Consider the following 23,923-nt stretch of genomic DNA (forward strand, 5'->3'; position numbering starts at 1 on the left):
TTATGGAAAACACACTCTTAGGAAAGCGTGTTAAGAACGAGTACAATCATACTGACCATCAGATAGTTAATAGAGAATAAAAACACCTTCTTTGACCAAGCCTCATCATCCTTCGCACGAAGACCTTTGAAGGCAAGGTAGAGCCAAGACAAAGATAGCAGCAGTGAAACAACAAGAAAGAATTTTCCGGCATATCCGTAGGCATACATCAAAATCGGTAGCGGTACCAACAGTGCAATATATGGAATCATTTGAAATTTGGTCCGCTTAACCCCCTTCACTACTGGAAGCAGCTGAAATCCGGCAACGCGATATTCTTCAACACGGCGAATTCCGAGTGCCCAGAAATGAGGAGGTTGCCATAAAAACAACAATGCAAACAATAAAAATGCTCCCATGTCAACAGTCTGTGTGACAGCCACATAACCGATAACCGGCGGCATAGCGCCTGAAATCGCACCGACCGATGTACTCCAGGTAGAGGTGCGTTTAAGCCAAATGGTATATGCAACTACATATACAAACATGCCTACAATTCCAAAAATACCGGCAAGCACACCGGAAAACAGAAATAGAACCGACAAACCGGCAACTCCCAAAATAATGGCATACCATAGTACCACCTTTGGGGTCAGACGTCCGGTTGGCAATGAGCGGTTACGCGTGCGTTCCATCTTTACATCCAAATCACGGTCGAAATAATTGTTAAAGACACAAGACGAAGCCATTACCAGCATGGTTCCAAGAAGTGTCATAATCATAAGGCCAAAATCTATTTCCCAACGGGATGCCATCCAAAATCCGGCAAATGCCGCTATTAAATTCGAACGAATAATTCCCGGTTTTGTAACAGCTATAAAATCTTTCCATGTTCCCGCTTTTTCAGGGGGCTTAGGTCTTGCGGAAGCCAGTGCAGCGGAATCAGAAGGAGCATTATAACTCATGTGATTTTCCACGTTCAAACATTCCTCCTTATTTCAATCATTAAATGGAGGAAGACTGCCTCCGCTATAAAGTTTATCATACCATTTCGAAAAAGTATTTAACAATCCTTCGATTTTTGTGCCATCTATATGACAATTCGGTGAAATTAGCTGTCATTTTTTCGCCTTGACGTTATGCCTTCCATTAAGGCACAATTTGTTTAAGCGGCTTTTGTAAACAGCGTAGTAATTTACATTATTATATGTATTTCTAAATGTATTTCTAATTTTTTCATATTGAAAAAGCCCGAAGCATCTGCTTCAGGCTTGAATGGCGTACTATAAAATGTTTAAGAGTTAGGTCCGTAAAGGGACTGTTCTGCGATCTGTACAAGACGCTTTGTAATATATCCACCTAACGATCCATTTTCACGGGAGGTATAATGTCCCATGTAACCATCCTGAGGAATCGTAATACCCAGCTCCTGAGCTGCTTCCATTTTAAGCTGCTGCAGTGCTGCGTTTGCTTGTGGTACAACCAGATTATTACTACGGGAACCTCTTTGTGCCATGTTATTCTGATCTCCCTTCACTGAATAAATATAACTGTGTTCCAGTGCAAGCTTGCAAGCTTATTATGTCTTTTTCTCGCAACCTTATACCGATTGATTAAATTAAAAAATTGGGAGGTGATTTAGGCATGAGCAAAGGCTTGTCCCTTTGGTTTGCGGTATCTTCCATCATTCTGATGACGGCAGCAACCATAAGCATTAGTCATAACGTTCTCGTAGCTATAGGTCTCGGTCTACTTACCATTTTAAATATAGGCTGGGGTTTTATAATTAAAGCAAAACGCAGACGTTCTTAATTTTGTCATTACGGCATACCATGAATCTTCCCAAGTATTTTTTACGTCACCCCATAAAATCTGTTATGATGAGATTAATCATCTACTATTGATTACTGTGGTAAAGGGGCATCGATATGAATCAAGTGACCAAAGGAAAATGGAATGGTTACGACACCTACACCTTAAAAACAGACCGGCTGGAAGTGACTCTCCTTCCCCGTCTCGGTAACAACGTCATTGAAATTAAGGATTTGCAAGAACAGCGCCATGTACTCCGGAGGCCTGATGAAAGTGAACTGGCATTTTATTTACAAAAGCCTTACCACTTCGGCATGCCGATGCTAATTCCACCTGGACGAATTGAGAAAGGCCGTTTTGAGTACGAAGGCAGCCATTATCAATTTGAGCAAAATACAGCCAATGACAACCATATTCATGGATTGCACCGTACTCAAGCTTGGTGTGTCAGTGATATTGAAGAGGATGAAGAAGGATGCGCAGTCGCAACGGAATTTTTGACGGCCAACGATCCACGCTGGATCTCACAAATGCCGCAGCCGCTCAAACTACAAATGAGTTTCCGTCTTCAAGGCTCTGAACTGCACAAACGTTTTATTGTAACAAATCAAGGTACCGCACCGGTTCCTTTTGGTATGGGATACCACACCTGGTTTCTGTTGGATGGACGACCTGACGAGTGGACTTTAAAGCTTCCAGTGGAAGGGATTTACGTCTTGAATGAAGAGCTGCTTCCTACAGGGGAACGAGCTCCGCTCGGTGAACTGAACTCCCTGAATACAGGATATAACTTGAAAGACAGTAATTTTGACACCATCTTTAGTATCCCTGAAGGCGAGCCTGCAGAAGCCATTCTTTCCCGAAGTGACGGATATGAAATCCATTATTCTGCCGATCGCTCCTATTTTAAACATTGGGTTTTGTACACCAAGGGAATTGCGGATGAGTTTCTCTGTATTGAACCTTATACCTGGCTACCCAATGCACCGAATCTCAATTTACCGAAGGAAACGACCGGTCTTATCCATCTGGAACCAGACCAAACGGTTGAACTTTACACTAAGTTGCAAATACATTATCCAAATATTTAAAGATAGAATTTTATCATTGGAAAGAAGCTCTGATTTATATTCAGGGCTCTTTTTTTGTCCTAATATTACCAGGAATGATGTTGGCACGTACACGCATGAGAATCTCTCCTTTCAACCATAATAACTTCATACAATGCCGAAGGAGGTGACAAACATGGGTCAAGCAGGACAAGGCGGACAAGGCCGCAGAAACCGTTCTAACAACCTGGTCGTTCCTCAAGCGAATGCAGCACTTCAACAAATGAAGTATGAAGCAGCGCAGGAACTGGGCGTTTCTATCCCACAAGACGGTTATATGGGTAACTACACTTCCCGCGAGACTGGTTCTTTGGGAGGTTATATCACAAAACGTCTGGTACAAATGGCTGAACAACAATTGTCAGGTCGTTCGAATATGTAGTGATTCTGTTCCTCCAAAATAAAGAAAGAGGCGATCTTCTCCCCAAAGATCGTCTCTTTCGCTATGTATCCAGTTAAAAATAATATAATATCAAGATTCCAAAGCAGCTTCTGAAATATTTTTTCGCGGGTAGCGAATCATCAGATTCGCCATATTATAGTTTGATTCAAGGATGGCATCTATGATGATCAAACCTTGTCTCACCGTAAAGTCATAGCTAATTTCGCCATGCGTCCAACGACGTTTGTGCTTCAAACTTTCAAGCGCGATCGCTCGAAAAGATTGTTGTTGACTTGGTGTTAGACCTTTACCAGCCGGAGCAATAACACCATTTTGACCAGTAAGCGGATTATGACGAATACCAAATTTTCCTATCACATTATTTCGTATTTGCACAAATACAGTTCCCGACGATAGTCCTGACAACTCTTCCTCCAACTCTCGAAACACTAAATCCAACTGTCTAGCCAGCGATAATTGATCCACTTTAATCATTTCCAACCCCCTTAACCTTTTTTCGAAAACCCCCAATTTTAGGGCTTATGACTCATTATAGGTCAAATGTTTTAGTTCATCAACAATATACAACATAATTAGGTATTAATTACTATTTATTTCACAAAGTCCCTAATGGAGCCCGCTATTATACGTCATGATTCTGTTTTATACGACAAAAATAAACACTATTCGCAAGCAACAAAAAGGCCGAGTCCGGGGTCACTTCAACCCCTAACTCGACCTTTCTCTAATCTAATAGACGTCCCATTAGGTCATAAAAACTACTTTCAGGACAACCCGTGTTCCATAATTCAAACCTTCGTTTATGCTAAGTGATCTGTCATGCGCAAAAATTGATGAATATCGGAAACACACATATCCGCTGCACTTTGCCAAAAATCACGCTGAGTTAAATCAACATCTAGATGCTTTTTCGCCAGATCTTCTACCGTCATCACACCGGTATCGTGAAGCAGCGCATCGTATTTGTCTGCAAACGCGCTTCCTTCTTGCAGCGCTCTGGCGTAAAGCCCCGTACTGAACATATAGCCAAAAGTATACGGGAAATTGTAGAACGGCACACCTGTAATATAAAAATGAAGCTTCGATGCCCAAAAATGTGGATGGTAAGAAGAAAGCGCCTCGCAATACGCTTCTTTCTGAGCTTTCTCCATCATTTCTGAAATCTCATTGGCGTTTAACAGTCCATTTTTCCGCTTGTTGTAAAAACGTGTTTCAAATAAAAAGCGAGAATGGATGTTCATAAAGAACGATACCGTGTTCTGAATTTTTTCTTCAAGTAATGCCAGCTTTTCTTGCTCGTCTTTAGCCCCTTTCACAAGGGCATCAGCCACGATCATCTCAGCAAACGTGGAGGCTGTCTCGGCTACGTTCATGGCGTAACCTTGATTGAGCACAGGCAAGCCTCTCATCAGATGCTGATGATAAGCATGACCCAATTCATGAGCTAGCGTAGACACGTTCGAGACTGTCCCGCCAAAGGTCATAAAGATTCTCGTCTGATTGCTTACTTTGAATGATGTACAAAAGCCACCCGGACGCTTGCCCGGCCGATCTTCAGCTTCGATCCATCTCTTGTCAAAAGCCATTTGAGTAAACTCAGCCAGCTTGGGACTGAACTTCTCAAATTGCTGCGTGATGGTCTCAGCAGCCTCATCATAAGTAATTTTGGAAACAGAAGTACGTATCGGCGCCTCTACATCGGTCCAGGTTAATCGATCAAGTCCAAGAAGCTTGGCTTTTCGATTCAGGTACTCCACAAGCAATGGCTTCGTGTCTTGAATAACAGCCCACATCGAATCCAACGTTTCATGGGACATCCGGTTAATCGCAAGCGGCTCCTTTAAAGGATCTTCCCAACCGCGATTAGCGTAAAGTTTGAGACGGAAGCCAGCAAGGTGATTCAGTGTGTCCGCACAATAATCCTCTGCATCTGTCCACGCTTGCTCCCATTTTTCAAACATCTCCTGTCTCACTTCACGGCTAGGATGATGCAGCTTGTTAAAGGCTTGACCAGCAGAGAGCATCTCAGTCTTGCCATTCTCTTCATTTGGAATCTGAATTTTGCTGACGATGGTGTCGTAAAAGCTCCCCCAACCATGATATCCATCGATCGCAAGCTCCAGCGCCAAACTTTCCAGTTCAGGATTCATCTTCTCACGTGCCACATTACGACTTTCATCCAGAATGAATTTCAAAGGGAAAACGGCTTCGGTAGAAGTCCACGCATCCCATAAAGAGTCATCCATTTCACGAAGTACGTTGCTAAATGCAGAAATCACACTCTGAAGGTTTGCCCGGATCGAGGTGATGCGCCCGGATAGCTGAACTGCTTTTTTATCATTTTGATCCTGGGCCGACAAACAGCTGACAAATGCACCTGCTTCACTCGTCATAGCGGTGCATTTCTCCATCATCGAGACAATATCCTCCAGCTTTTTAGCTTCCTCCAGATTCTTAGGCACCTTTGCATTCTGTACTGCTAAGCGAAGTTCACGGGCTTCCTTCTCAAGTGAATCCAGAAATGCTGCAAACTTTGGTGAATGCGAGCCTCCCGGAAAGATACTTTCCAAATCCCATGTTTGCTGAAGCGATTTGTTCATATTCATCACCTTTCTATATTTTTATCATAAGTTTTAATTTGTACGGTTCCGTGTAAAAGTGTATAAATATAACTATATCCTAATTAAATTTTGTTGGAGGACAACGTTTATGAGACCATTGCAAATATCACCGGAGACAGCCATTAAACTGTCAAAACAGCTTGGTGTTCCATTGGAGCATCTCATGCATATGCCGCAGCACATTTTGATGCAGAAAATTGCAGAACTGGCTGGGTCGGAGCAGAAGTCACCTGAAAAAGAAGAAAATACAGACAACCGTTTCACGGAGAAGCCATGATCCCCTTCTCAAACACCTGGCCCTATGACATCATTGCCGGCGATATGTATGTGCAGAGCTGTCCACTCTGTAGCAGGGACAATGTATTGCTTCCCATGAAACCAAAAGAGCTTATCAGCGTGCGTGAAGGTAAGAAGAAACTGCTCATCTTCCCTTGCTGTCATAACAAAGTAACGGTTCTTGACAGCGATGCCGATTATATTTTAACTGATCGGAAACTGAGATAACAGGCGTAAACAGCTTTTCGAGAGATAAAATCGGAGAAAGTATAGTACCCATTTTTAAACTGTTCTCGTTGTTTCAAGCAGAAACACCAGCGCCTTTTTTTCAAGAAGCGGTATTTCTGCTTGAAAAACCGTTCTATGTAGCGTTACAGGGAATTCATTTCTTCCGGAAGCTCCAGTTTCTCATTCATCATTTGTTCTCGCAATAAACTCCATTGTTCGCGAGAAGCACGGATCATAGCGGCATCCATAATTTTCTTATCTTGAATAACCCGTGAAAACCATTGAACCGCATCATTAAACCGCCCTAATCGGCGGTTAATTTCTCCGATCAGATACAGCAGGCGGGCATCGTTCGCCCCAACGCCCTCCAGCTCATAAACCCGTATATATGATTCGAGACTGTGAGCTAAAAACCGCTGTTCTTGTTCCTCATTCTTTTGATAGCGGTATAACCATGCAATATGGTGAAGAAGACTGGCAATGATTCGATCCCTCTCTCCGATGCATTGGGCGCACAACAAAGCTAATTTGTACGTTTCAAGCGCATCCTCCAAACTACGATGGCCTCCAAAATCACGCTTGATCCATCTGCTCGAGATTTTAGTCCGAAATTCCGATCTCTGGTGATCATTCAATTTTTCAATGGAATTCTCTGTTGAGGCAAATCCGCATTGTGGACAGACTCTAACGACATAGTAGTCCGGATTCTCATTTTTGTAATAACCGCAAAAATCGGTATCTGTCTTCACCGCTTTTTTAAAGCTAGGCCGTACTCTTGATGTTTTAAAAAGGTGATCACAGTTCCCACATGTAACTGTAATCGTGTACAAAGGCTCTAAAACCATACCATAGACATTCCTTTCCCTCATAATGTTAGTCTCGACTTAAGCAGCGTTAAGGTGTGTTCACAAAATGTCGGGCAGGTCCGGATAAACGCTTGAGAACTAAATCCCGCAGCGCCTCTTCCACGCCAATTTCCTCTAATGCGCCAGCCATACAACCAAGCCATTCATCCGCATGGCGATCCGTAATCGGGAATTTAAGATGTCTTGCTCTCATCATCGGGTGTCCAAAAGCTTCCGAGAACAAGGCTGGTCCTCCAAAAAACTGGCTGAGAAACATATACTGTTTATCCATGACCGGATGGATATCCTCTGGAAACAGAGGAGCCAACAGTTGATTTTGCTGAACTCGCGGGTAAAAAGCTTCCACTAAAGAGCGGACGCCTTCAGCACCGCCAAGATTATCGTAGATGCTCAAGCTCGGATTCATTTTCCGTATCTCCCATCTTGAATAAAAGTAATCTGTCTACTATTATAGCAAAAAAAACAAGAAGAAACGCCATCAACACCCAGCACAGGATGATAAGCGTTTCTTCGAGAAATATTAGATCCCTATCCAATATTTCAAAAAAAGGTGCTAAACCAAGTTTAGCACCTTGTTCCTATTCAATAACTGCGCCAATCCTCTTCACCCTGATGGACGAGAGAGGCACGTATTACATAAACGAAGGCGCAAACCAGTATACCCGCGACTATGCTCATGATCATCACTCCATCCAAACATAATTCGAAAGATGTGCTTTTGGTATTTTTATTATAGCACAATGTCCTCGAAAATAAAGCATTTTTGTAACCGCTTTCCAACTCTTTTTTGTACTGTTTGTCCCACATTCTGCATAGAGATGGAGCAGTAAGACTACACAGACATGATCTGTTTTACCCAGGGGGCGTTATTCTCATATGACTATAAAAAAAATGGCTTGGGTCCTTCTCATGCTCGGTTTATTCAGCATCGTCCTCCTGATGGCTGTTTTTCCAGAAGCGGCACTTCAATCAGCAGTCCGTGGTCTCTCCATTTGGTGGGATGTTCTCTTCCCCTCGCTCTTTCCCTTTTTTGTCATATCGGAAGTGCTGCTCGGCTTTGGTGTCGTACACCTCATAGGAACGATGCTGGACCCGCTAATGAAGCCGCTATTTCGTATTCCCGGAAGCGGTGGTTTTGTTGCAGCGATGGGTTATGTTTCAGGCTACCCCGTTGGAGCGAAGCTGACAGCTAAGCTGTGGGAGCAAAAGATGGTCAATCGGGATGAAGGAGAACGCCTGGTTGCTTTTACGACCTCGTCAGACCCTATATTTCTTATCGGTGCCGTGTCTGTCGGATTTTTTCATAATCCGCAGATCGGTTTAATTCTTGCCTTAGCGCATTATGGCGGAGGTTTCCTGGTAGGTCTGTTGATGAGATTCCACGGACGTAAAAATGATACAATATCTTCACCTGCAGATTTGCCAAAAGGCGGTCGTCTTAAAGCTGCAGTTCTTGCCATGCATCACGCAAGAGAAGCAGACGGGCGTGATTTCGGGCCACTATTGCGACAATCGGTTCAATCTTCTCTCCAGCTTATTATTGTCGTAGGCGGCCTGGTTGTATTCTTCTCCGTGTTTCTGGAGCTTTGGACACGCGCGGGAATGATCACTACCCTGAATCATGCCGTTAATGCACTTCTGTCTCTTGTGGGCATACCGGAACAATTGTCAACGGCGGTGGTTGGAGGCCTGTTTGAGGTCACACTAGGGGCGCGCTATGCCGGGGAAGCCGGAGAAATGATCCCTCTGACTTACAAAGCTGCTGCAGCCGCCTTTATATTGTCCTGGGGAGGCTTGTCGGTGCATGCTCAGATCGCAAGCATTTTGAACGCAACGAATCTTCGTTACTTGCCATTTATGATCGCTCGCTTAATTCATGGCATCGTGGCAGCCGCTATCGTCTTACTGTTCTGGAAACCGATCATGGGAGGGTCGATTGCAGCTCAAGTGGTTCCAGCTGCTTCTTATTTGTCCTCAAGTGGGTACAGTCATATCATGTTGGCATTTTGTCTAATGCTTGGCAGTTTTATAGCCTTGGCTTTGTTGATGGAAGGTTTTATCTTGCTCCGGCGAAAACTCCGCAAATTCCCAAGGTGAGATTGTTTTATTCTTCAAGATTGATTATCATCGATATATAACCTTATAAAAGGAGCTTATCAACTTGAGATACTATGTTCTGGACCGCGGAGACCCATTGTCTGTAGAATTGAGTCAACAATTTCACAAGCTGGCGGAACAACGGGGCTTCGAACTGGATGCAGAATCTCCAGAGATCGTTGTCTCTATTGGCGGAGATGGTACGATGCTTCACGCTTTCCATACGTTTATCGACCGCATTCCTGACCTTGCTTTTGTCGGAATTCATACTGGACATCTCGGTTTTTATGCTGACTGGAAAGCCGACGAAATACCCGAGCTTATTGAACTCATGAGTGGCATCGGCGATCCTAATCTTCTTAAACCCCGCATTGTTAAGTATCCCTTAGTTCAGCTCGAAATTCATAAAAAATCAGGAACGGCATCTTATATCGCCTTAAACGAATTTACACTTAAAGGTGTTGATGGTACTGTTGTTGCTCAGGTGGACATTAATGACGTAACCTTTGAAATGTTTCGGGGGGACGGTATTTGTGTTTCAACGCCTTCCGGCAGCACAGCTTATAACAAAAGTGTGGGAGGGGCCATGGTGCATCCTTCCATCGATGCGCTCCAAATCGCGGAAATCGCCTCTATTAACAATCGAATTTTCCGAACGTTAGGCTCTCCGCTCCTTCTTCCGAAACATCATCATTGCGATATTTTTTCCCGCAAAGAACAGCGTTTACTGCTGACCGTCGATCATAACAATTTCATGATCGATGATCTTATTTCTGTTCGCTGTCAGGTCGCGAAACAAAAAGTAAGCTTTGCCCGGTATCGTCCTTTCCCTTTTTGGAATCGGGTACGAGACGCGTTCCTCGGATAGTAGTGTAAGAGACGCTACATACCGCCAGGGACTAACCTATAATTAGAAAAGAAACGCCTAAGTCAGAGATAAAAACCTCAGCTTAGGCGTTTTATGTTCCTGTCTTTCCTTATACACTGCCCTAGTTGGTTTGAATTGGAGGATATCCGTCTAAAGGATCAAATTGGTACAACGAAATGTAAAGCTGCCTGAGTTCTTTAAGTTGAAGCGATAATTCCTCTCCGAATTTAAAAAAAATTTCCTGATCCTCTTCAGTACCGTCAATACATAAGCAATTAGCGTATGCCATAATTGCGACATGAACGGACTGAATGCATTTTAGTAATTTCTCACCACAGACGTGATTCATTAATCCATACCTCCTTTAAATAAAATGATGTTGTAAACCAATCATACAATAATACGTAACGATACGCAATATTTTTATATTGCGTATCGTTACGTTGCATGTTATTATAAACGCGTGAACAGATAAAATGATCTTTCACAGTAACTTCACATAGAAAGGAGGTGTATCATTGCCTTTTTCATTCCCACATCATTTGAAACCATCTTTATTGAAGCGAACTGCCAGTTCACTTGTGGAAGCCAACATGCTATGGAAAAAAGCTGACTACGGTAAAGACACGATATTGGCGGTGTTAGATACCGGGTGTGATAAAAACCATCCGGATATAAAGGGGAAAATCATCGACGGTTATAATTTCACGGCCGACTACAAAGATCCATTTAACTTTGAGGACAATCATTACCATGGTACACATGTTGCGGGATCAATTGTGGGAGAGGCTGCAGGGTTTTGGGGAGTTGCACCAGGTAGCAGATTGCTTATAGTCAAAGTGATCGATCAGCATGGTCGTTCCGATATCGCAACGCTGATCCGCGCCCTGAGTTATGTGCTGGAGTGGAGAGGGCCAAACAAAGAAAAAGTAGATTTGATTGTTATGTCACTTGGTAGTAGAAAACATGACCCAGCTTTATATGACATCATTCGTCTAATTACACAAAGCCAAATTTTGATTATTGCTGCTGCAGGAAATCAAGGAGATGGAAATACGAGAACCGATGAATATTCCTTTCCAGGTGCCTATTCTGAAGTTGTTCAGGTTGGTGCGGTGGATGAAAACCTTGAACCTGCCTATTTTTCAAATTGCAATGCACAACTTGATCTTGTAGCACAAGGCTTGAATATTTACTCCACAGTCCCGAAAGGATTTGCATTTTTATCAGGCACATCATGCGCCGTTCCCATGGTAGCAGGAGTAGCCGCCTTGCTCAGTAAAGGATGGGAAAGGGATTACGGTTATCGACCAACCGTTGGACAATTGAAGCAGCTCTTATTTGACCATGCGATTCCGCTGGAGTTCGCTGTAAATGCTGTAGGGCATGGATTAATTCATGCAACTAAAAACATATTAGGAGGGTTTTATTATGAATATTACTAACTACAAACGAAATTTGAGTGAAGCTGAAAGGAATTTTTGGGCGAGACGGTTGCAAGAGAATAACGAAGCTCGCTTACTGATCGATTTTTTTGCTCAAGAAGGTGGTACCGAATCTACTTTTGAAGTCACACAAGGCTCACAACTTGTCTCCGAACATCAAGCAGGAATTAACATGGAAGTTTCTCTTGGTAGGGATTCCTTTATTTGGTACAGCACATTTAATCATACGCAAAACCTATCGACAGCTGAGAATGTAACCGGGGTAGTTATCAAAGGAAATCAAGAGCAACTGTATCATGTAAAGGAGGGGCAGGTTTTACTTTTTAAAGAAAGTACGATCCATAACCTAAATACCGAGAGTGGGATTGTAACACCGCAAGACAATTGCCTTATATACGGGAACTGGTGCGGACCGGGTTGCAGTGGCCCGAGCGATCCGATTGATGGTGTAGATTCTTGTTGTAAGACACATGATTTGTGCTATGACAGGAACGGATACTTTGACTGCGAATGTGATGCAGCCCTTATTCGATGCCTTGATAATCAATCTGGATTTTGGGCATGGACGATCCGCACGTATTTCCTCGCTCAGGCGGGTTTCAATCGCTGCAGCGAAATTATTGAGTAAGAAAAAAACTAAAGGACAAGCCGATCAGGTCATCCTTAAGGCCCAAAAAGCCATGTGCCAACAACCATAATGATAAATATTGCTAAAAAGGCTATCCCATTTAAAACTAAAAGAAAGATGTCTTGTTTCGATCCGTTTTTATGATAAACGGCTCCTGCAAGAAATAAACCGATCGGAGGAAGAAACCATGTGGACAGCAGGCCAATTCCATCAAATTTATCACCGCTGTGAAGAAACAAATCAATAATAAATAGTATAACGGTTAGGGTAAGTAGCGTAGATGATATGGTGCGGAAAACTATAATTCGGTTTGATGTCATATCATGCTCCCCTCTTCATAGTATCTTTAACTATTTGGAATAATCTGATGTGCCACGCATTACCGAAACAGCAGCCCTGGTGCTTCACTGCAACGGGCTGCTGTTTTAAATGATTTCAATTTTTGGTCTTGCTCGAAAGAACGCAACTTCTTGTTCTCGACGTATCGCTTCCTGTGAAGCTTGTTCACTGTCTCCAGCGATGCTTGCAGAGCATTCTTAAAGTCACTTCTTCGACTTTACCTCTTCGATCTTCACATGATCGATATAAGCTTTTTTCGCTGGGCCCGATTGTTTATAAAAATATACGGTGACCATTTTTGCTGCACTTCCTGTTGAAAATTCAATAGAATGCAGACTATAGTCTGTTGACGTTACCGGAATTTTATACTCATGGTGCTGCCCACCCTCATTCCATTTCACGCCCATATAAACCTTTTGACTGGCGTCACCGTTTTTTGTATGTGCGCTAATCCGATAGGTTGTGTTAGGCTCAACAGCAAGCTGTTGCTCGATCGAACCTCCAGCGTTAACAGCTTTAATATAACCTGCATAATTCCCTTGATATGCGTTTCCGTCATTCGTAATTCCCGCATTCCACTGCCAATTCCAAGGCGCTTTATTTTCATGCTGAGATGTATTCTCAAAGTCTCCATTTTTGATCGCTGCTTGCGGTCTTGGAATCACAGGTTCAAACGGTTCAACATCAGGATATGGGTCCTGTTCATATTCATGTACACCCACATCCGGCATACCATTATAAAGCGGATTACCGAAAAAATCCCGTTGTCCCGGATCTTCCGTTTCGATTACAAAACGGCCTGCATTGATCAGCGGTGAACCGGCGCTTAACTTATATCCGTCAAGTTCATCCCACTTCACCTGATCGGGCCGGATTGTGCCTGGAATATTTAGTACGGAACCCGACTTGCCTGGATCAACTAACCCCGGATCTTCCGTAATCATGAATGGATCGGGGATCTGCTCTGACGAAGGAACATTGTTGCCGAAAAAAGCGTTGTTATGATACGTCCAGCTTGGCTTGGACTGATATCGGCCAGTTCCATGGTTAATAAACACATTGTTATAAAGCTGTACTTCCACATTCCCACCCTGAGATACCATCATTTGAGTGTTCATCCCAGGTCCGACATAGAAAACATTATTGTATACCTTGACGTTTTCCATCGCACTGCCGCCGCAAACCGTGAAAATCTGATACTTGTCATTTTGACTTATATTGTAGCGAAAAATACCGTCTTTCACACCTCCGCCTTCATTCTCTGTACAAAACAGAAGCGTTCCTCCTTCATTGTTGTAGGAGTAGTTATACTGATATATCGTTCCTTGCGTACCTTGGTCAAAGTCCCAAGGCATTCCATCTCTCGTTGATTTCCCGCCTGTTGCCTCATTAAATTGAAAAAGCGCATGGTCACCATTCCACAGCCACATACCGGCATTATAACCAGCAGATCTTACGTTATAACCGTCGATGAAATTATATTCAACAAGCGCACCATCTGTCATATGCGGAGCAATACCGTCTCCGCCGATGTTATAAAGCTTATTACCGCGGATCACAACATTTGTCATCGGAGTCCAAGGCGTTATCGTTTTGTCCCCATAAACGTTATCCTTGAATCGAAGCAAGTCTCTGCTTTTCCAATCGGTCCAAAAAATGATGCCAGAGCGATCAACGTTACGAATCTCATTATTTTCAATCACGATTTGATCGAAAGTTGTTCTTTGATTCACACTGCCTTCTGGTATTTGATTATTGGCCAACCCGGGAATTCGTACCGACACTTGAATGGCTGCACTGCCATCCCCATCTTTCTTATCCTCACCGTTAACATCATGAATGTAAAGATCATGAAGATAGAAATCACGCAGTACCGTTATTTCATTCAGGTCGGTTTCCGTTTTATTGCCCAGGCCGGCATTCACACCCAAAATCAGGATGCCGCGGCGCGGACTTGTAGCTTTTTGAGCACCTGTATTCGTAATTTCCAAATGTCCAACTTCCCAATGTTCCTGATTATAGAACTTGATTGTATTTTCTGCTCCATTCCCTTGCAGCAGCGGTTTGGGGCCTTCACCGTATGAACCAATAACAATTCGCTTCCCAGGTTCGCCTGATCCTTTCGGCTCCAAGGACCCGGTCCACTTGCCACCCGCTTTAAAAAGGATTTTGTCCCCCGGCATAAATGTTACCGTATTCACTTTACTTAAAGATTTCCATGCCTGCTCCGGACTTTGCCCGCTATTTTTGTCTGAACCGTTCAAATCATCAACATAATATGTAGTGGCTCCTGGTGAAAAAACAAATTCACTGTCCAACATGCGCATCATATCCTTCCCTTCAGCAGCATCCGTCTGTTCATTCTTCGAATCCGTCAACTCTACAACGACATTCGCATCCACCGCCTCCATCATTGCCTCTGCCATTACGACCCGAGAGCCAAATATCAAGACAAAAATCGTAAGAATGAGAAATGAAACGCTGTAAATTATTTTTTTCATTAAATCGCCTCCTTTTATCATTCAACACCTTAAAAGCGCTTTCAAAAATTTTCGTATCAAAATGACTGAATCTTCATTTCTATGATAAAGCTGAAGCCGATTATTACCATGGACTGATTTACAATTTAAATGATGAACCGAACGATAATCTAGCCTGAAGATTCGTCCGGTTCAACAGTACACTAAACAATGAAGGCTTTACAGTTCATCCACACGGAACCATCGATGTCCGCCTGCTTCGAGTGAAACCTCCACACTTGTATTTACATCTTTATAAAGCATTGTCGTTTGCGGCTCCAGTGAATTGTTGATCACGATCACCCAGCCTGTTTCCAAATATGCTGCACATTCCGTCTGAGGATTGTCACAGTACCATGTTTTCAGGTCGTTCTCTGCTCCTGCTGTCCAGTAGATCGAGCGCAGAAGCAATCTTGCATTCTCCGGTGAGTACGGAAGTCCGGCAATATATACGCTACGGCCTTTTCCGAATTCATTCGCCGCAACGGCGATGTCACCACGCTGCATTTGTACGATCTGCGTTTGTTCGCTAACGCTGCGGATAAACTCGATCTTCTCACCACAATCCACAGGGCCTGTTATCCCCTTCATTATGAAATGATCAGCTGTGTTCTCCTGGTCATACTTCGTATAGCTGAGTGTATATCCGACTTCTTTATCCACACCGAGCACATCACCCATTTGGAAAAAGCGGCCTTGATGCTGATATGCACTCGGCTCGCCAATCCCGATAAATCCGCCGCCGTTATACACGAATTCTTTCAGCTTGCAAATGATGTCTTCATCCACCCAGTAATCGTGTCCGCTCCAAGCCGTACCCGCATCACCGGCATTGATAATAACACCGATATCAGACGGGATTCCCTTTTCCTTCACATCATCAAAGCTGATAAATTCCACATCCACAGCCATTCCGCTCAACGCTTCAATGACGCCAACGTATGAATAGATTTTTTTATACCAAAGGGCGTGAGCCACCATCGCTGTTTGCCAGGAGCGTAGTTTCCCCCATGCATTTAGCACAGCTACCTTAAATTTCGGCGTGTATGCTTTCGTGCCGCCAATCCGGTCATAAATCGTCCGGAATTCATTGCTGATATTTTCAACACATTCAACAAAATCCGGAAATTGAACCGCCAGGCTTAAATAACCGCCATAACCGATTCGATCAACTGGCTTACGAAGGATCGCCCTTCTCGCTTGCAGCCAGTTATCGATCGCCTCTGTCGTCGGGTCTCCCCCTTCATGGAACGTATCCGGGAAGAAATATGGCAGGAAGCGTCCTTCTGTGTATTTCACACCTGGGATATCAGAAATCATCCGCAGCGTCGCACCGTTTCCTACCGAACCAACAACTGCATCAAGCCCCGTTGCCTCAAAGAACTCACCATACGGCTCCGTTCCGATCCAGTTGTCACCAAGGAACATCATCGCTTCTTTGCCCTCTTGATGGGTCAGTTCTACAAGCTCCCGCACAAGCTCGCATACGAATTTCTGTTGAAAATCCATCCAATCACGATATTGTGGGCTAGGATTACGAAACGGCGTATTATGATAGCCCTGATCAACCAGATCTTCCGGCCGCAACTTATATCCGTATTCCTGTTCAAACTGCTCCAGTGCAAGCGGGCTAATCGTCGTTGAGTACCCAAACCAGTCAATCAGTTTCTCCTTGGCATGTTGATTAAATATATTGGTAAAGTGATAGAAAAACGTCGTAAAACGAACGACATCCACATGTGGATTGTCATTGAGCCAGCGCTTCATAACTTTGATGATATGTGCTCTTGTTTCCGGTTGGCGGGCATCGTATGGGATTTCATGCGGTTTGTCGCCCCAATCATTCGTCAAATGATTGTACATTTGCGTCGAATCCCATATTTGCCATACGAGAAATGAGACGGTATAGCTGTGAAACTTCTTTGTACCGCGAATCGTCACCGTTTCCTTATCTGCATCGAAATCCCAAGTAGTGGGGTCCACAACCTGTCCGGTTGTCCGATCGATCACTTCCCACCAAACTTTCGGATCATGATCCTTGTCCACCATGACTTGTTCCTTGAAGTAACCGTGCATCAGATCGATTTCCAACGTTTCGGCTACAGCCGTAGTATGCGGAGTCATAAGGTAGAGCTGCTGGATTTGATCCGGATGCTTCTTAGGCCACTCTTGATCATTTCGTGTCGGGAAGTAAGTGGAATATACCTTTGCACCCAATTCCTCCAAACAATCCGGCAGACTCGTTCCATCGCTGTTCCGAACAGCATCCGCTCCCCAGCGCCGCATGATTTCCTTCAACTTCTCGTCCATCCCCGACTCAATCGGTAATGTGAGGCGTCCGTGACTTGCCATCATCCATCTCCTCCAATTCTTTTATCCTTTAATGCCACCCATATTCAGGCCAGCAGTTATTTTCCGCTGCAATAAAGCATACATAAGCATCGTTGGCAGCATGACGAGCACCAAACCTGCAAACAATGCGCCCCAGTCAGTGGAAAAGCGTTGAATTTCCATCAGGTAAGCCAGTCCTAGCGTCAGCGTCCGTTTTGTCTCCGTTGTGATAAAAGATAAAGCCATCACGTATTCGTTCCAAAAAGCCATAAAGTTGAAAATCGTAATCGTAATCATGCCCGACTTGGCCATCGGCAATATAACCTGGATCATCGTCTTGAAGTTCGAACAGCCGTCAATCGCCGCAGCCTCTTCGTATTCCTTCGGAATCGTAATCAGGAAACCGATCAGCAAATAAATCGTAAACGGAATCGCGCTAGCAGCATAAGCAAGGCTGAGTCCAATAAGGGAATCAAGCAAATTCATGTTATTGAGCAAAATAAATAGTGGTATAATACTGAAGGCAACCGGGATAAACAAAGAGCCCATGTACAGCTTTTGCAACCACTTACGAAATGGGAACTGGAATCTAGCAATGACATATGCGGCTGCAAAAGAAAGACCGTTGCATACGACCAGAGCAATCGCCGTTACCAAAATGGAGTTAAAGAAATAGGCACCAAGATTTGCCTTGTCAAGCGCGTTTATATAGTTCTCCCAACTTAACGAGGATGGGAGTGACCAAGGATTGTCATAAAACTCTGTCGTCGTTTTGAATGATGTCATTAAAGTCCAGAACAAGGGATACAGCACGATCAAGCTATAGATGAGAAGAACGATGCGTGTGAGTAGATTAGAAGCAAAGTTCCTTCCTGTGTTTTCATTCATCGCGTTCTCCTCCTTTAATACTCGTACGTTTCCCGCGCCGTCAGCTTCTCGCTGATGACGGAAAGTGTAATGGTAATAAGCAATGTAAATACGCCCACAGCCATCGCGTAGCCAAAGTTTCCATTTTCAAAGCCCTGGCGGTACATATAAGTCATGAGCACGTCAGATGCATGGTCTGGACCGCCGTTTGTCATCACCTTGATGTAAACGAAGCTTTGGTTAAATATGCCGATCAGGAAAAAGATAATCGTAATTCGCACCACTGTCCAGATCAGCGGAAATGTGATTTGGCGGAACTGCTGAAACTCGGTTGCTCCCTCCAGACGCGCAGCTTCGTACAGATGATCGGGAACGCCTTCCATAGCAGCAATATAAATGATCATATAATAACCAACGGCTTGCCAAACGATCGGCAGAACGATTGCCCACAGGACAGTTCCCGTCTCACCGAGCCATGCATGTGTTAGAGCCTCCAGGCCGATGCTTTTCAATAGTGAATTCAATATCCCGAAAGTCGGATGATAAATAAAAGACCATAATACGGCAATCACGACAAGTGCAAGAACGTTCGGAAAAAAGAACACAGTACGGTAAAACGCCTTTTCCTTCAGTTTCTTACGTGTCAACATGTATGCAAAAGATAGAGCTAAAAACATCGTTATCACAGGGGCAACGACCAGAAGCAACAAGTTATTGCTAAACGACTTCCAAACAATCGGGTCATCGATCAATGTTTTAAAGTTACCGAGACCGATAAATTCTGTCGTATCGGAAATACCGCTCCAACTGTAGAACGCCATCACAATCGCCTTCAAAAATGGATACAAGCTGAATATGCCAAATAACAACAACGCCGGAATCGTGCATCCGAGTATAAATAAACCTTTTCTTTTATGTTTCATGTCGTCTCACTCCTATTAACGAGTCTCGGTGAAGGAAACCCCTTCACCGAGACGGACATTGCCATTTGGATCACTTCGACTTTTCAATAATTTCCCGCAATTTCGTGGACGCTGTATCCACCCGGTCGATCCACTCATCAACCGTCATTTCTTTGTTCATAATGTTGCTGATTGGGTTAAACATCTCTTCGTTAATCATCACTTCAGTCTTTGGTGTTACTTTCCATTGGAAGAAAAGAGGTTTAACGCCGTTGTCAAATACTTTCATCGATTCATAAACGGACTCTGGAATATAATCTTTAGCGATTTCGGCTCCGTTCTTAATGGCCAATACACCGGTTGTTTTCTCTGCATTCAGTTTCACATTATCTTCTTTATATTGATAACGGATAAATTCTTTGGCGAGCTCTTTATTTTTCGCTTTGGCAGGAACGAACAGCCCTTCATAAGCTACAGCCACATAACGCTGTTGACTGCTCTCGAATGTAGGAATCGGCAAGAAGCCAAACTCAAAGCCTTCTTCACGCGGCGCATCCTTCATTTCACCTTCAAACCAGTTGCCGTTCGGGACAAATAGCGCTTTTCCTTTAAGGAACTCGGTTTGAGCTTGTGTATGGTTGAGCGCCACCGTACCCGGCATTAAATAATCTTTGTGGGCAATATCGTAGAACACAGTAAATGCCTGGCGAATTGCATCCGATTTCACCGCATCCTTCTCGTAACTAAGCACATTGTTCATCGCTTCTTCACCGCCTGCAGAAGCGATCGCAGGCCAAAGCACCGATTCCAGATACGTTGGGTAAATACCTTGATATGTGAAGAGCGATCTGCCTTCTTCCTTGGCAACATCACCAAGAGCGAAGAACTCGTCCCAAGTTGCAGGCGGTTCCCAGCCTTTTTCTTCGAACAGATTTTTGTTATACCACAAACCTAAAGATGACATATAAAATGGAGCATAATAAATGTTGCCGTCATCATGAGGCATCGCATAGTCCAAAATACCTTCAGTCATCATGTCTTTAAGCGGAACATCTTGGTCTAACGCGTTTTCGTCGAATATGTCATTTAGCGGCTCAAGCGCTTTCTCTTTAATCATGGAAGAAATCGTACCTGTTTGGTCAGACATCGGTGCGTAGATCATATCCGGCGGATTCCCCGACACGATCTTCGGCTTGATCACATCCATAATTTTCGGATTGGATGTCAAATTCACTTTTACTCCGGGATAGTCTGCTTCAAAGCGTTTGATTACTTCCTCCCAGTACACCTTGCCGAAACCGCCTTCAAAAACTGCAATATTTAACTCTTTGTTTGCAAATTCTTTCGTGCCGTCGGCATTAACCGTCGTTTCCGGCTCAGCCTGCGGCGTTTCAGCTTGTTTGCCACCACCGCAGCCAGCAAATAAAGATGCCACTAGCGTCAAAGCAAGAGCCGAAGACCACAGCTTATGTTTTTTCATTGAATGCCCCTCCCAAGTCTCTTTTTATTTCCTATGCTTTTATGCTACGACAAAAGGACTACAATGCCCATGCACACAATTTACATGGGCATGGACTTTTTTTACTTCATACACCATGTCGGTGCGGGAGTAGATATTTTTGGCAACAAAAAACACCGCTTCTTATGGTTTAGTGATTTTAAAAAAAGCACTATACCATACAGAAGAGGTGTTTCTTATTAGAAGATATTTGTCGAAGGTTCCCTAATTATCTTCATGATGCTGGTTCTTATGATTCACTCGACTTTCGCGGTGATCCCGATGTTTCGGCTCCTTCCACGATTTCGACGATTTGTTAGGGCGAGATTCTCTTGCATCTTTAACATCTTTAACATCTTTAACATCTTTAGCTTCTTTTGATTCGCGTTTTACCTTATATTCCTGCTGTTCTATATTTGTACCCTGCTCACCCGAACGCCCGCCGTTGGACTTGGTAACATCTTTTCTTTCAAAGTTTTCAGGGCCGTTTGCTTCTAACTGTGCACGCTTTTCCTGAGCTTCTCTCGCCTCTTTTAATTCTTGTTCCTTCAATTCCTTAAGTTCTTTCGGATCTTTGATTTCCTTGCTTTTATGAATCACAAAATATGCACAGCCAAAATTACAATATTCATTAATGTAATCAGACATCGCTGAATAAGTTAATTCTTTAGGGGCTTTCGGATGATTGTCCCGGTAAAACCCCTTTAGTCGCAGCTGGTTGTATCCCCAGTCTCCAACAATATAGTCATACCGATCAAGCACTTCACTGTATCTGCTGCGAAAAGCCTCAGCATTCCAACCATTTCTATGGTCTTCAAGCACTTCATAACTTTTGTTGCCAATAACGATCAAGCAAGCTTCCCCTGCCTTTCCCGGCTACGACCGCATAATTTCATCCTTTCGGCGTTCAGCCGATTTAACCTGCTCATGCGCATGATAAGAGCTTCGCACAAGCGGTCCGGATTCCACATGGCTAAATCCACGCTTCAATCCTTCTTCCTTCAATAGAGCGAATTCTTCAGGAGTGTAATATTTCTCGACATTCAGATGTTTAGGTGTTGGCTGTAAATACTGTCCAATTGTCATAATATCACAATCGACGGCTCTAAGATCATCCATTGTCTGTAAAATTTCATCCCACTTCTCACCTACGCCCAGCATGATACTGGACTTTGTCGGGATATCCGGCTGCATTCGCTTCGCATTCTGAAGCAGCTGCAAAGAACGCTTATATTTAGCTTTCGCCCGAACACGATCAGACATTCGTTCAACCGTTTCAATATTGTGATTCAAAATATCGGGCTTTGCGTCCATCACAATTTTCAGTGAATCATCACAACCCATAAAATCGGGAATCAGCACCTCAACGCTGCATAGTGGCAAACGCTTGCGAATAGCCTTTACCGTTTCCGCAAATATGTAAGCCCCTCCATCTTTCAAATCATCCCGAGCAACACTTGTTACAACACAATGACGTAAATTCATCTGTTCGGCTGCCTCAGCTACACGTTCTGGCTCTTGTAAATCCAGTTCTGTTGGCATTCCCGTGTTGACTGCACAAAAACGACATGCCCGAGTGCAAATATCTCCCAGAATCATAAACGTAGCGGTACGGTTAGCCCAGCATTCATAAATGTTCGGGCAACGCGCCTCTTCACACACGGTATGGAGTGTTTTAGAACGCATCATACTCTTGATTTCGTTATAGTTATCACCCGTGGTGAGCTTGATCTTAATCCAGTCCGGTTTTGGTTGTTTGTTCAATGTTTTGGACAAGAAGAAAACCTTCTTTCGTTCGATTTGATTTGAGTATATTTGAGTTGATTTGAAATCGCTCAATTTATAGTTCCATATTATATCATGAAAATCTAATGATTACCTATCCTCATCGATATCAAATTCATCTTTTAGCGGCATGGATAAAAATCATCCTTTCGATTCACCCTACAGGTAGGCATCCATATCCGTTTATTTTTGAAAACAACAAGTTAGGAGGACGGTACTATCATGAAACAATCACGACAACAATCCGGTCGATGGAAAATGAAGCGGCAGGTTTTTGCTGCTCTAATGACTGCTGTTACAGCGGTCACCTATTTATGGGGACCGGACGATGCTGCAGCAAAATCAACCATCCTAACTCATTCAACTAAACCTGTGGAATCGAGAGAAAACGACGTTTTCAAGTCCCGAAAAATGCTGTACGACCAAATTTCTGCCGTAACCCAGATCCCCTGGTATCGACTAGCAGCCATCGATCAATATGAACGGACGTTAACGCGGGTTCATCCGAAAGATCGCAAACATCCTGAACGTCTCATCGGTGTGTTTGTTCCTCCAACAGCTTGGGCAGGCCCGATGAATCCCAATCCAGAGGATACGCATCCTCCAACGATCGAACTGTATTACGGAATTGGGCGGGATGGCGATGGAGATGGCAAAGCCGACCCGAACAATAACATGGATTTACTATATAGCATTTCTGCCAAACTGAAACCATATGGTCACTCCAAAGATGATTTCGCCATCGGATTATGGTCATATTATCAGAACGGAAGAGCTGTTCAGCGGATCATGCAGTATGCCAAGCTTTATGAAAGTTTTGGAAAACTAGACCTGTTTGATCATGCCTTTCCGCTCCCTATCGGTAACAACTACTCTTATCGCAGCACTTATGGTATGGGACGAAGCTGGGGAGGCAGACGCATTCATGAGGGAACGGACCTGTTTGCCGGATACGGTGTTCCTGTCCGAAGCACCTGCTATGGGGTCGTTGAACTCAAGGGGTGGAATAAATACGGGGGATGGCGGATTGGAATCCGTGATCTGAACAATCACTATCATTACTATGCACATCTTCAAGGCTTTGAAAAAGGAATCAAAACAGGCGACGTCGTCACCCCGGGACAAAATATTGGCTGGGTGGGAAGCTCAGGATACGGAAAGCCGGGAACACAGGGCAAGTTTCCTCCACACCTGCATTATGGGATTTATCGTGACACCGGTCTGTCCGAATGGTCTTTCGATCCATACCCGCTTCTTAAGCGTTGGGAATATCAGGAACGTCAATCTTTACGAAAAAATAAAAAAGCGCGCCGCTAAGTCAATTGTGGCGCGCTTTAACCTTTTGCTGGA

The 23,923-nt window shown here is 43.8% G+C and carries 25 protein-coding genes; 10 read left to right on the top strand and 15 right to left on the bottom strand.

The window, feature by feature from the left end:
• Positions 1-17: 17 nt before the first annotated feature.
• Both cyoE and C8268_RS06375 read right to left on the bottom strand, forming a co-directional pair.
• A complete protein-coding gene (cyoE, locus tag C8268_RS06370; RefSeq protein WP_420094271.1) occupies positions 18-944 on the bottom strand; it encodes a heme o synthase in 927 nt (308 codons plus the stop codon).
• Positions 945-1,273: 329 nt separating this feature from the next.
• Entirely contained in the window at positions 1,274-1,495 is a 222-nt protein-coding gene (locus tag C8268_RS06375) for an alpha/beta-type small acid-soluble spore protein (RefSeq protein WP_106766907.1), read from the bottom strand.
• Between the two features lie 128 nt (positions 1,496-1,623).
• Here C8268_RS06375 and C8268_RS22915 point away from each other — a divergent pair, with 128 nt between their 5' ends.
• The 3 genes from C8268_RS22915 to C8268_RS06385 all read left to right on the top strand — a co-directional run bounded on the left by C8268_RS22915 (position 1,624) and on the right by C8268_RS06385 (position 3,282).
• The gene (locus tag C8268_RS22915; RefSeq protein ID WP_199794818.1) at positions 1,624-1,791 is read left to right on the top strand and encodes a hypothetical protein; all 168 of its coding nucleotides are present in this window, start codon (positions 1,624-1,626) and stop codon (positions 1,789-1,791) included.
• Between the two features lie 116 nt (positions 1,792-1,907).
• Positions 1,908-2,882 carry an aldose 1-epimerase gene (locus C8268_RS06380; RefSeq protein ID WP_106766908.1) on the top strand — a complete coding sequence of 325 codons (975 nt, stop codon included), beginning with the start codon at positions 1,908-1,910 and terminating at the stop codon, positions 2,880-2,882.
• 154 nt (positions 2,883-3,036) lie between these two features.
• Positions 3,037-3,282, top strand: coding sequence for an alpha/beta-type small acid-soluble spore protein (locus C8268_RS06385; RefSeq protein WP_106766909.1), 246 nt, complete (start codon positions 3,037-3,039; stop codon positions 3,280-3,282).
• 90 nt (positions 3,283-3,372) lie between these two features.
• On the opposite strand, the gene C8268_RS06390 is transcribed toward C8268_RS06385, so the two are convergent.
• Both C8268_RS06390 and C8268_RS06395 read right to left on the bottom strand, forming a co-directional pair.
• Positions 3,373-3,777, bottom strand: coding sequence for an O-methyltransferase (locus C8268_RS06390; RefSeq protein ID WP_106766910.1), 405 nt, complete (start codon positions 3,775-3,777; stop codon positions 3,373-3,375).
• A gap of 326 nt (positions 3,778-4,103) precedes the next feature.
• Positions 4,104-5,903 carry a M3 family oligoendopeptidase gene (locus C8268_RS06395; RefSeq protein ID WP_106766911.1) on the bottom strand — a complete coding sequence of 600 codons (1,800 nt, stop codon included), beginning with the start codon at positions 5,901-5,903 and terminating at the stop codon, positions 4,104-4,106.
• A gap of 109 nt (positions 5,904-6,012) precedes the next feature.
• Between C8268_RS06395 and C8268_RS06400 the strand changes: the two genes are divergently transcribed.
• Both C8268_RS06400 and C8268_RS23100 read left to right on the top strand, forming a co-directional pair.
• On the top strand, positions 6,013-6,201 hold the full coding sequence (locus C8268_RS06400) for a YycC family protein (protein ID WP_106766912.1): 189 nt from the start codon (positions 6,013-6,015) through the stop codon (positions 6,199-6,201).
• The gene (locus C8268_RS23100; protein ID WP_106766913.1) at positions 6,198-6,428 is read left to right on the top strand and encodes a hypothetical protein; all 231 of its coding nucleotides are present in this window, start codon (positions 6,198-6,200) and stop codon (positions 6,426-6,428) included. Before C8268_RS06400 ends, C8268_RS23100 begins: the two co-directional genes overlap by 4 nt.
• Before the next feature lie 143 nt (positions 6,429-6,571).
• Here C8268_RS23100 and C8268_RS06410 read toward each other — a convergent pair whose 3' ends face one another.
• Together C8268_RS06410 and C8268_RS06415 are read right to left on the bottom strand one after the other, a co-directional pair.
• Entirely contained in the window at positions 6,572-7,273 is a 702-nt protein-coding gene (locus tag C8268_RS06410) for a DUF2225 domain-containing protein (protein ID WP_106766914.1), read from the bottom strand.
• A gap of 49 nt (positions 7,274-7,322) precedes the next feature.
• The gene (locus C8268_RS06415; RefSeq protein WP_106766915.1) at positions 7,323-7,700 is read right to left on the bottom strand and encodes a globin domain-containing protein; all 378 of its coding nucleotides are present in this window, start codon (positions 7,698-7,700) and stop codon (positions 7,323-7,325) included.
• 470 nt (positions 7,701-8,170) lie between these two features.
• Here C8268_RS06415 and ylbJ point away from each other — a divergent pair, with 470 nt between their 5' ends.
• Positions 8,171-9,391, top strand: a complete 1,221-nt coding sequence (gene ylbJ, locus C8268_RS06420; protein ID WP_106766916.1) for a sporulation integral membrane protein YlbJ — start codon at positions 8,171-8,173, stop codon at positions 9,389-9,391.
• Between the two features lie 64 nt (positions 9,392-9,455).
• Positions 9,456-10,259 carry an NAD kinase gene (locus tag C8268_RS06425; RefSeq protein ID WP_106766917.1) on the top strand — a complete coding sequence of 268 codons (804 nt, stop codon included), beginning with the start codon at positions 9,456-9,458 and terminating at the stop codon, positions 10,257-10,259.
• A gap of 121 nt (positions 10,260-10,380) precedes the next feature.
• Here C8268_RS06425 and C8268_RS06430 read toward each other — a convergent pair whose 3' ends face one another.
• Positions 10,381-10,608 (bottom strand): hypothetical protein, encoded by a 228-nt coding sequence (locus C8268_RS06430; protein ID WP_106766918.1) that lies wholly within the window; start codon positions 10,606-10,608, stop codon positions 10,381-10,383.
• 169 nt (positions 10,609-10,777) lie between these two features.
• On the opposite strand from C8268_RS06430, the gene C8268_RS06435 reads away from it, so the two are divergent.
• Positions 10,778-11,704, top strand: coding sequence for a S8 family peptidase (locus C8268_RS06435; protein ID WP_106766919.1), 927 nt, complete (start codon positions 10,778-10,780; stop codon positions 11,702-11,704).
• Positions 11,691-12,332 (top strand): phospholipase A2 family protein, encoded by a 642-nt coding sequence (locus C8268_RS06440; protein ID WP_106766920.1) that lies wholly within the window; start codon positions 11,691-11,693, stop codon positions 12,330-12,332. The genes C8268_RS06435 and C8268_RS06440 overlap by 14 nt, the downstream gene beginning before the upstream one ends.
• Positions 12,333-12,367: 35 nt before the next feature.
• Here C8268_RS06440 and C8268_RS06445 read toward each other — a convergent pair whose 3' ends face one another.
• The 8 genes from C8268_RS06445 to lipA all read right to left on the bottom strand — a co-directional run bounded on the left by C8268_RS06445 (position 12,368) and on the right by lipA (position 22,627).
• Positions 12,368-12,652, bottom strand: coding sequence for a hypothetical protein (locus tag C8268_RS06445; RefSeq protein ID WP_106766921.1), 285 nt, complete (start codon positions 12,650-12,652; stop codon positions 12,368-12,370).
• 222 nt (positions 12,653-12,874) lie between these two features.
• Entirely contained in the window at positions 12,875-15,172 is a 2,298-nt protein-coding gene (locus tag C8268_RS06450) for a carbohydrate binding domain-containing protein (RefSeq protein WP_106766922.1), read from the bottom strand.
• Positions 15,173-15,370: 198 nt separating this feature from the next.
• Positions 15,371-17,545, bottom strand: a complete 2,175-nt coding sequence (gnpA, locus tag C8268_RS06455) for a 1,3-beta-galactosyl-N-acetylhexosamine phosphorylase (protein WP_106766923.1) — start codon at positions 17,543-17,545, stop codon at positions 15,371-15,373.
• 18 nt (positions 17,546-17,563) lie between these two features.
• A complete protein-coding gene (locus C8268_RS06460; protein WP_106766924.1) occupies positions 17,564-18,409 on the bottom strand; it encodes a carbohydrate ABC transporter permease in 846 nt (281 codons plus the stop codon).
• 14 nt (positions 18,410-18,423) lie between these two features.
• Positions 18,424-19,311 carry a carbohydrate ABC transporter permease gene (locus tag C8268_RS06465; protein WP_106766925.1) on the bottom strand — a complete coding sequence of 296 codons (888 nt, stop codon included), beginning with the start codon at positions 19,309-19,311 and terminating at the stop codon, positions 18,424-18,426.
• Between the two features lie 70 nt (positions 19,312-19,381).
• Positions 19,382-20,770, bottom strand: a complete 1,389-nt coding sequence (locus tag C8268_RS06470) for a carbohydrate ABC transporter substrate-binding protein (protein ID WP_106766926.1) — start codon at positions 20,768-20,770, stop codon at positions 19,382-19,384.
• Between the two features lie 243 nt (positions 20,771-21,013).
• Positions 21,014-21,640, bottom strand: a complete 627-nt coding sequence (locus C8268_RS06475; protein ID WP_106766927.1) for a YutD family protein — start codon at positions 21,638-21,640, stop codon at positions 21,014-21,016.
• A 24-nt stretch (positions 21,641-21,664) separates the two neighbouring features.
• Complete coding sequence (lipA, locus tag C8268_RS06480; RefSeq protein ID WP_272939322.1) at positions 21,665-22,627, bottom strand: lipoyl synthase; 963 nt, start codon at positions 22,625-22,627, stop codon at positions 21,665-21,667.
• 168 nt (positions 22,628-22,795) lie between these two features.
• Here lipA and C8268_RS06485 point away from each other — a divergent pair, with 168 nt between their 5' ends.
• On the top strand, positions 22,796-23,890 hold the full coding sequence (locus C8268_RS06485) for a M23 family metallopeptidase (RefSeq protein WP_234032681.1): 1,095 nt from the start codon (positions 22,796-22,798) through the stop codon (positions 23,888-23,890).
• Positions 23,891-23,923: the final 33 nt, after the last annotated feature.

The sequence above is a fragment of the Paenibacillus faecalis genome, from assembly GCF_900289175.1.
In the GTDB taxonomy this organism is placed as follows: Bacteria; Bacillota; Bacilli; order Paenibacillales; family Paenibacillaceae; genus Paenibacillus_AQ; species Paenibacillus_AQ faecalis.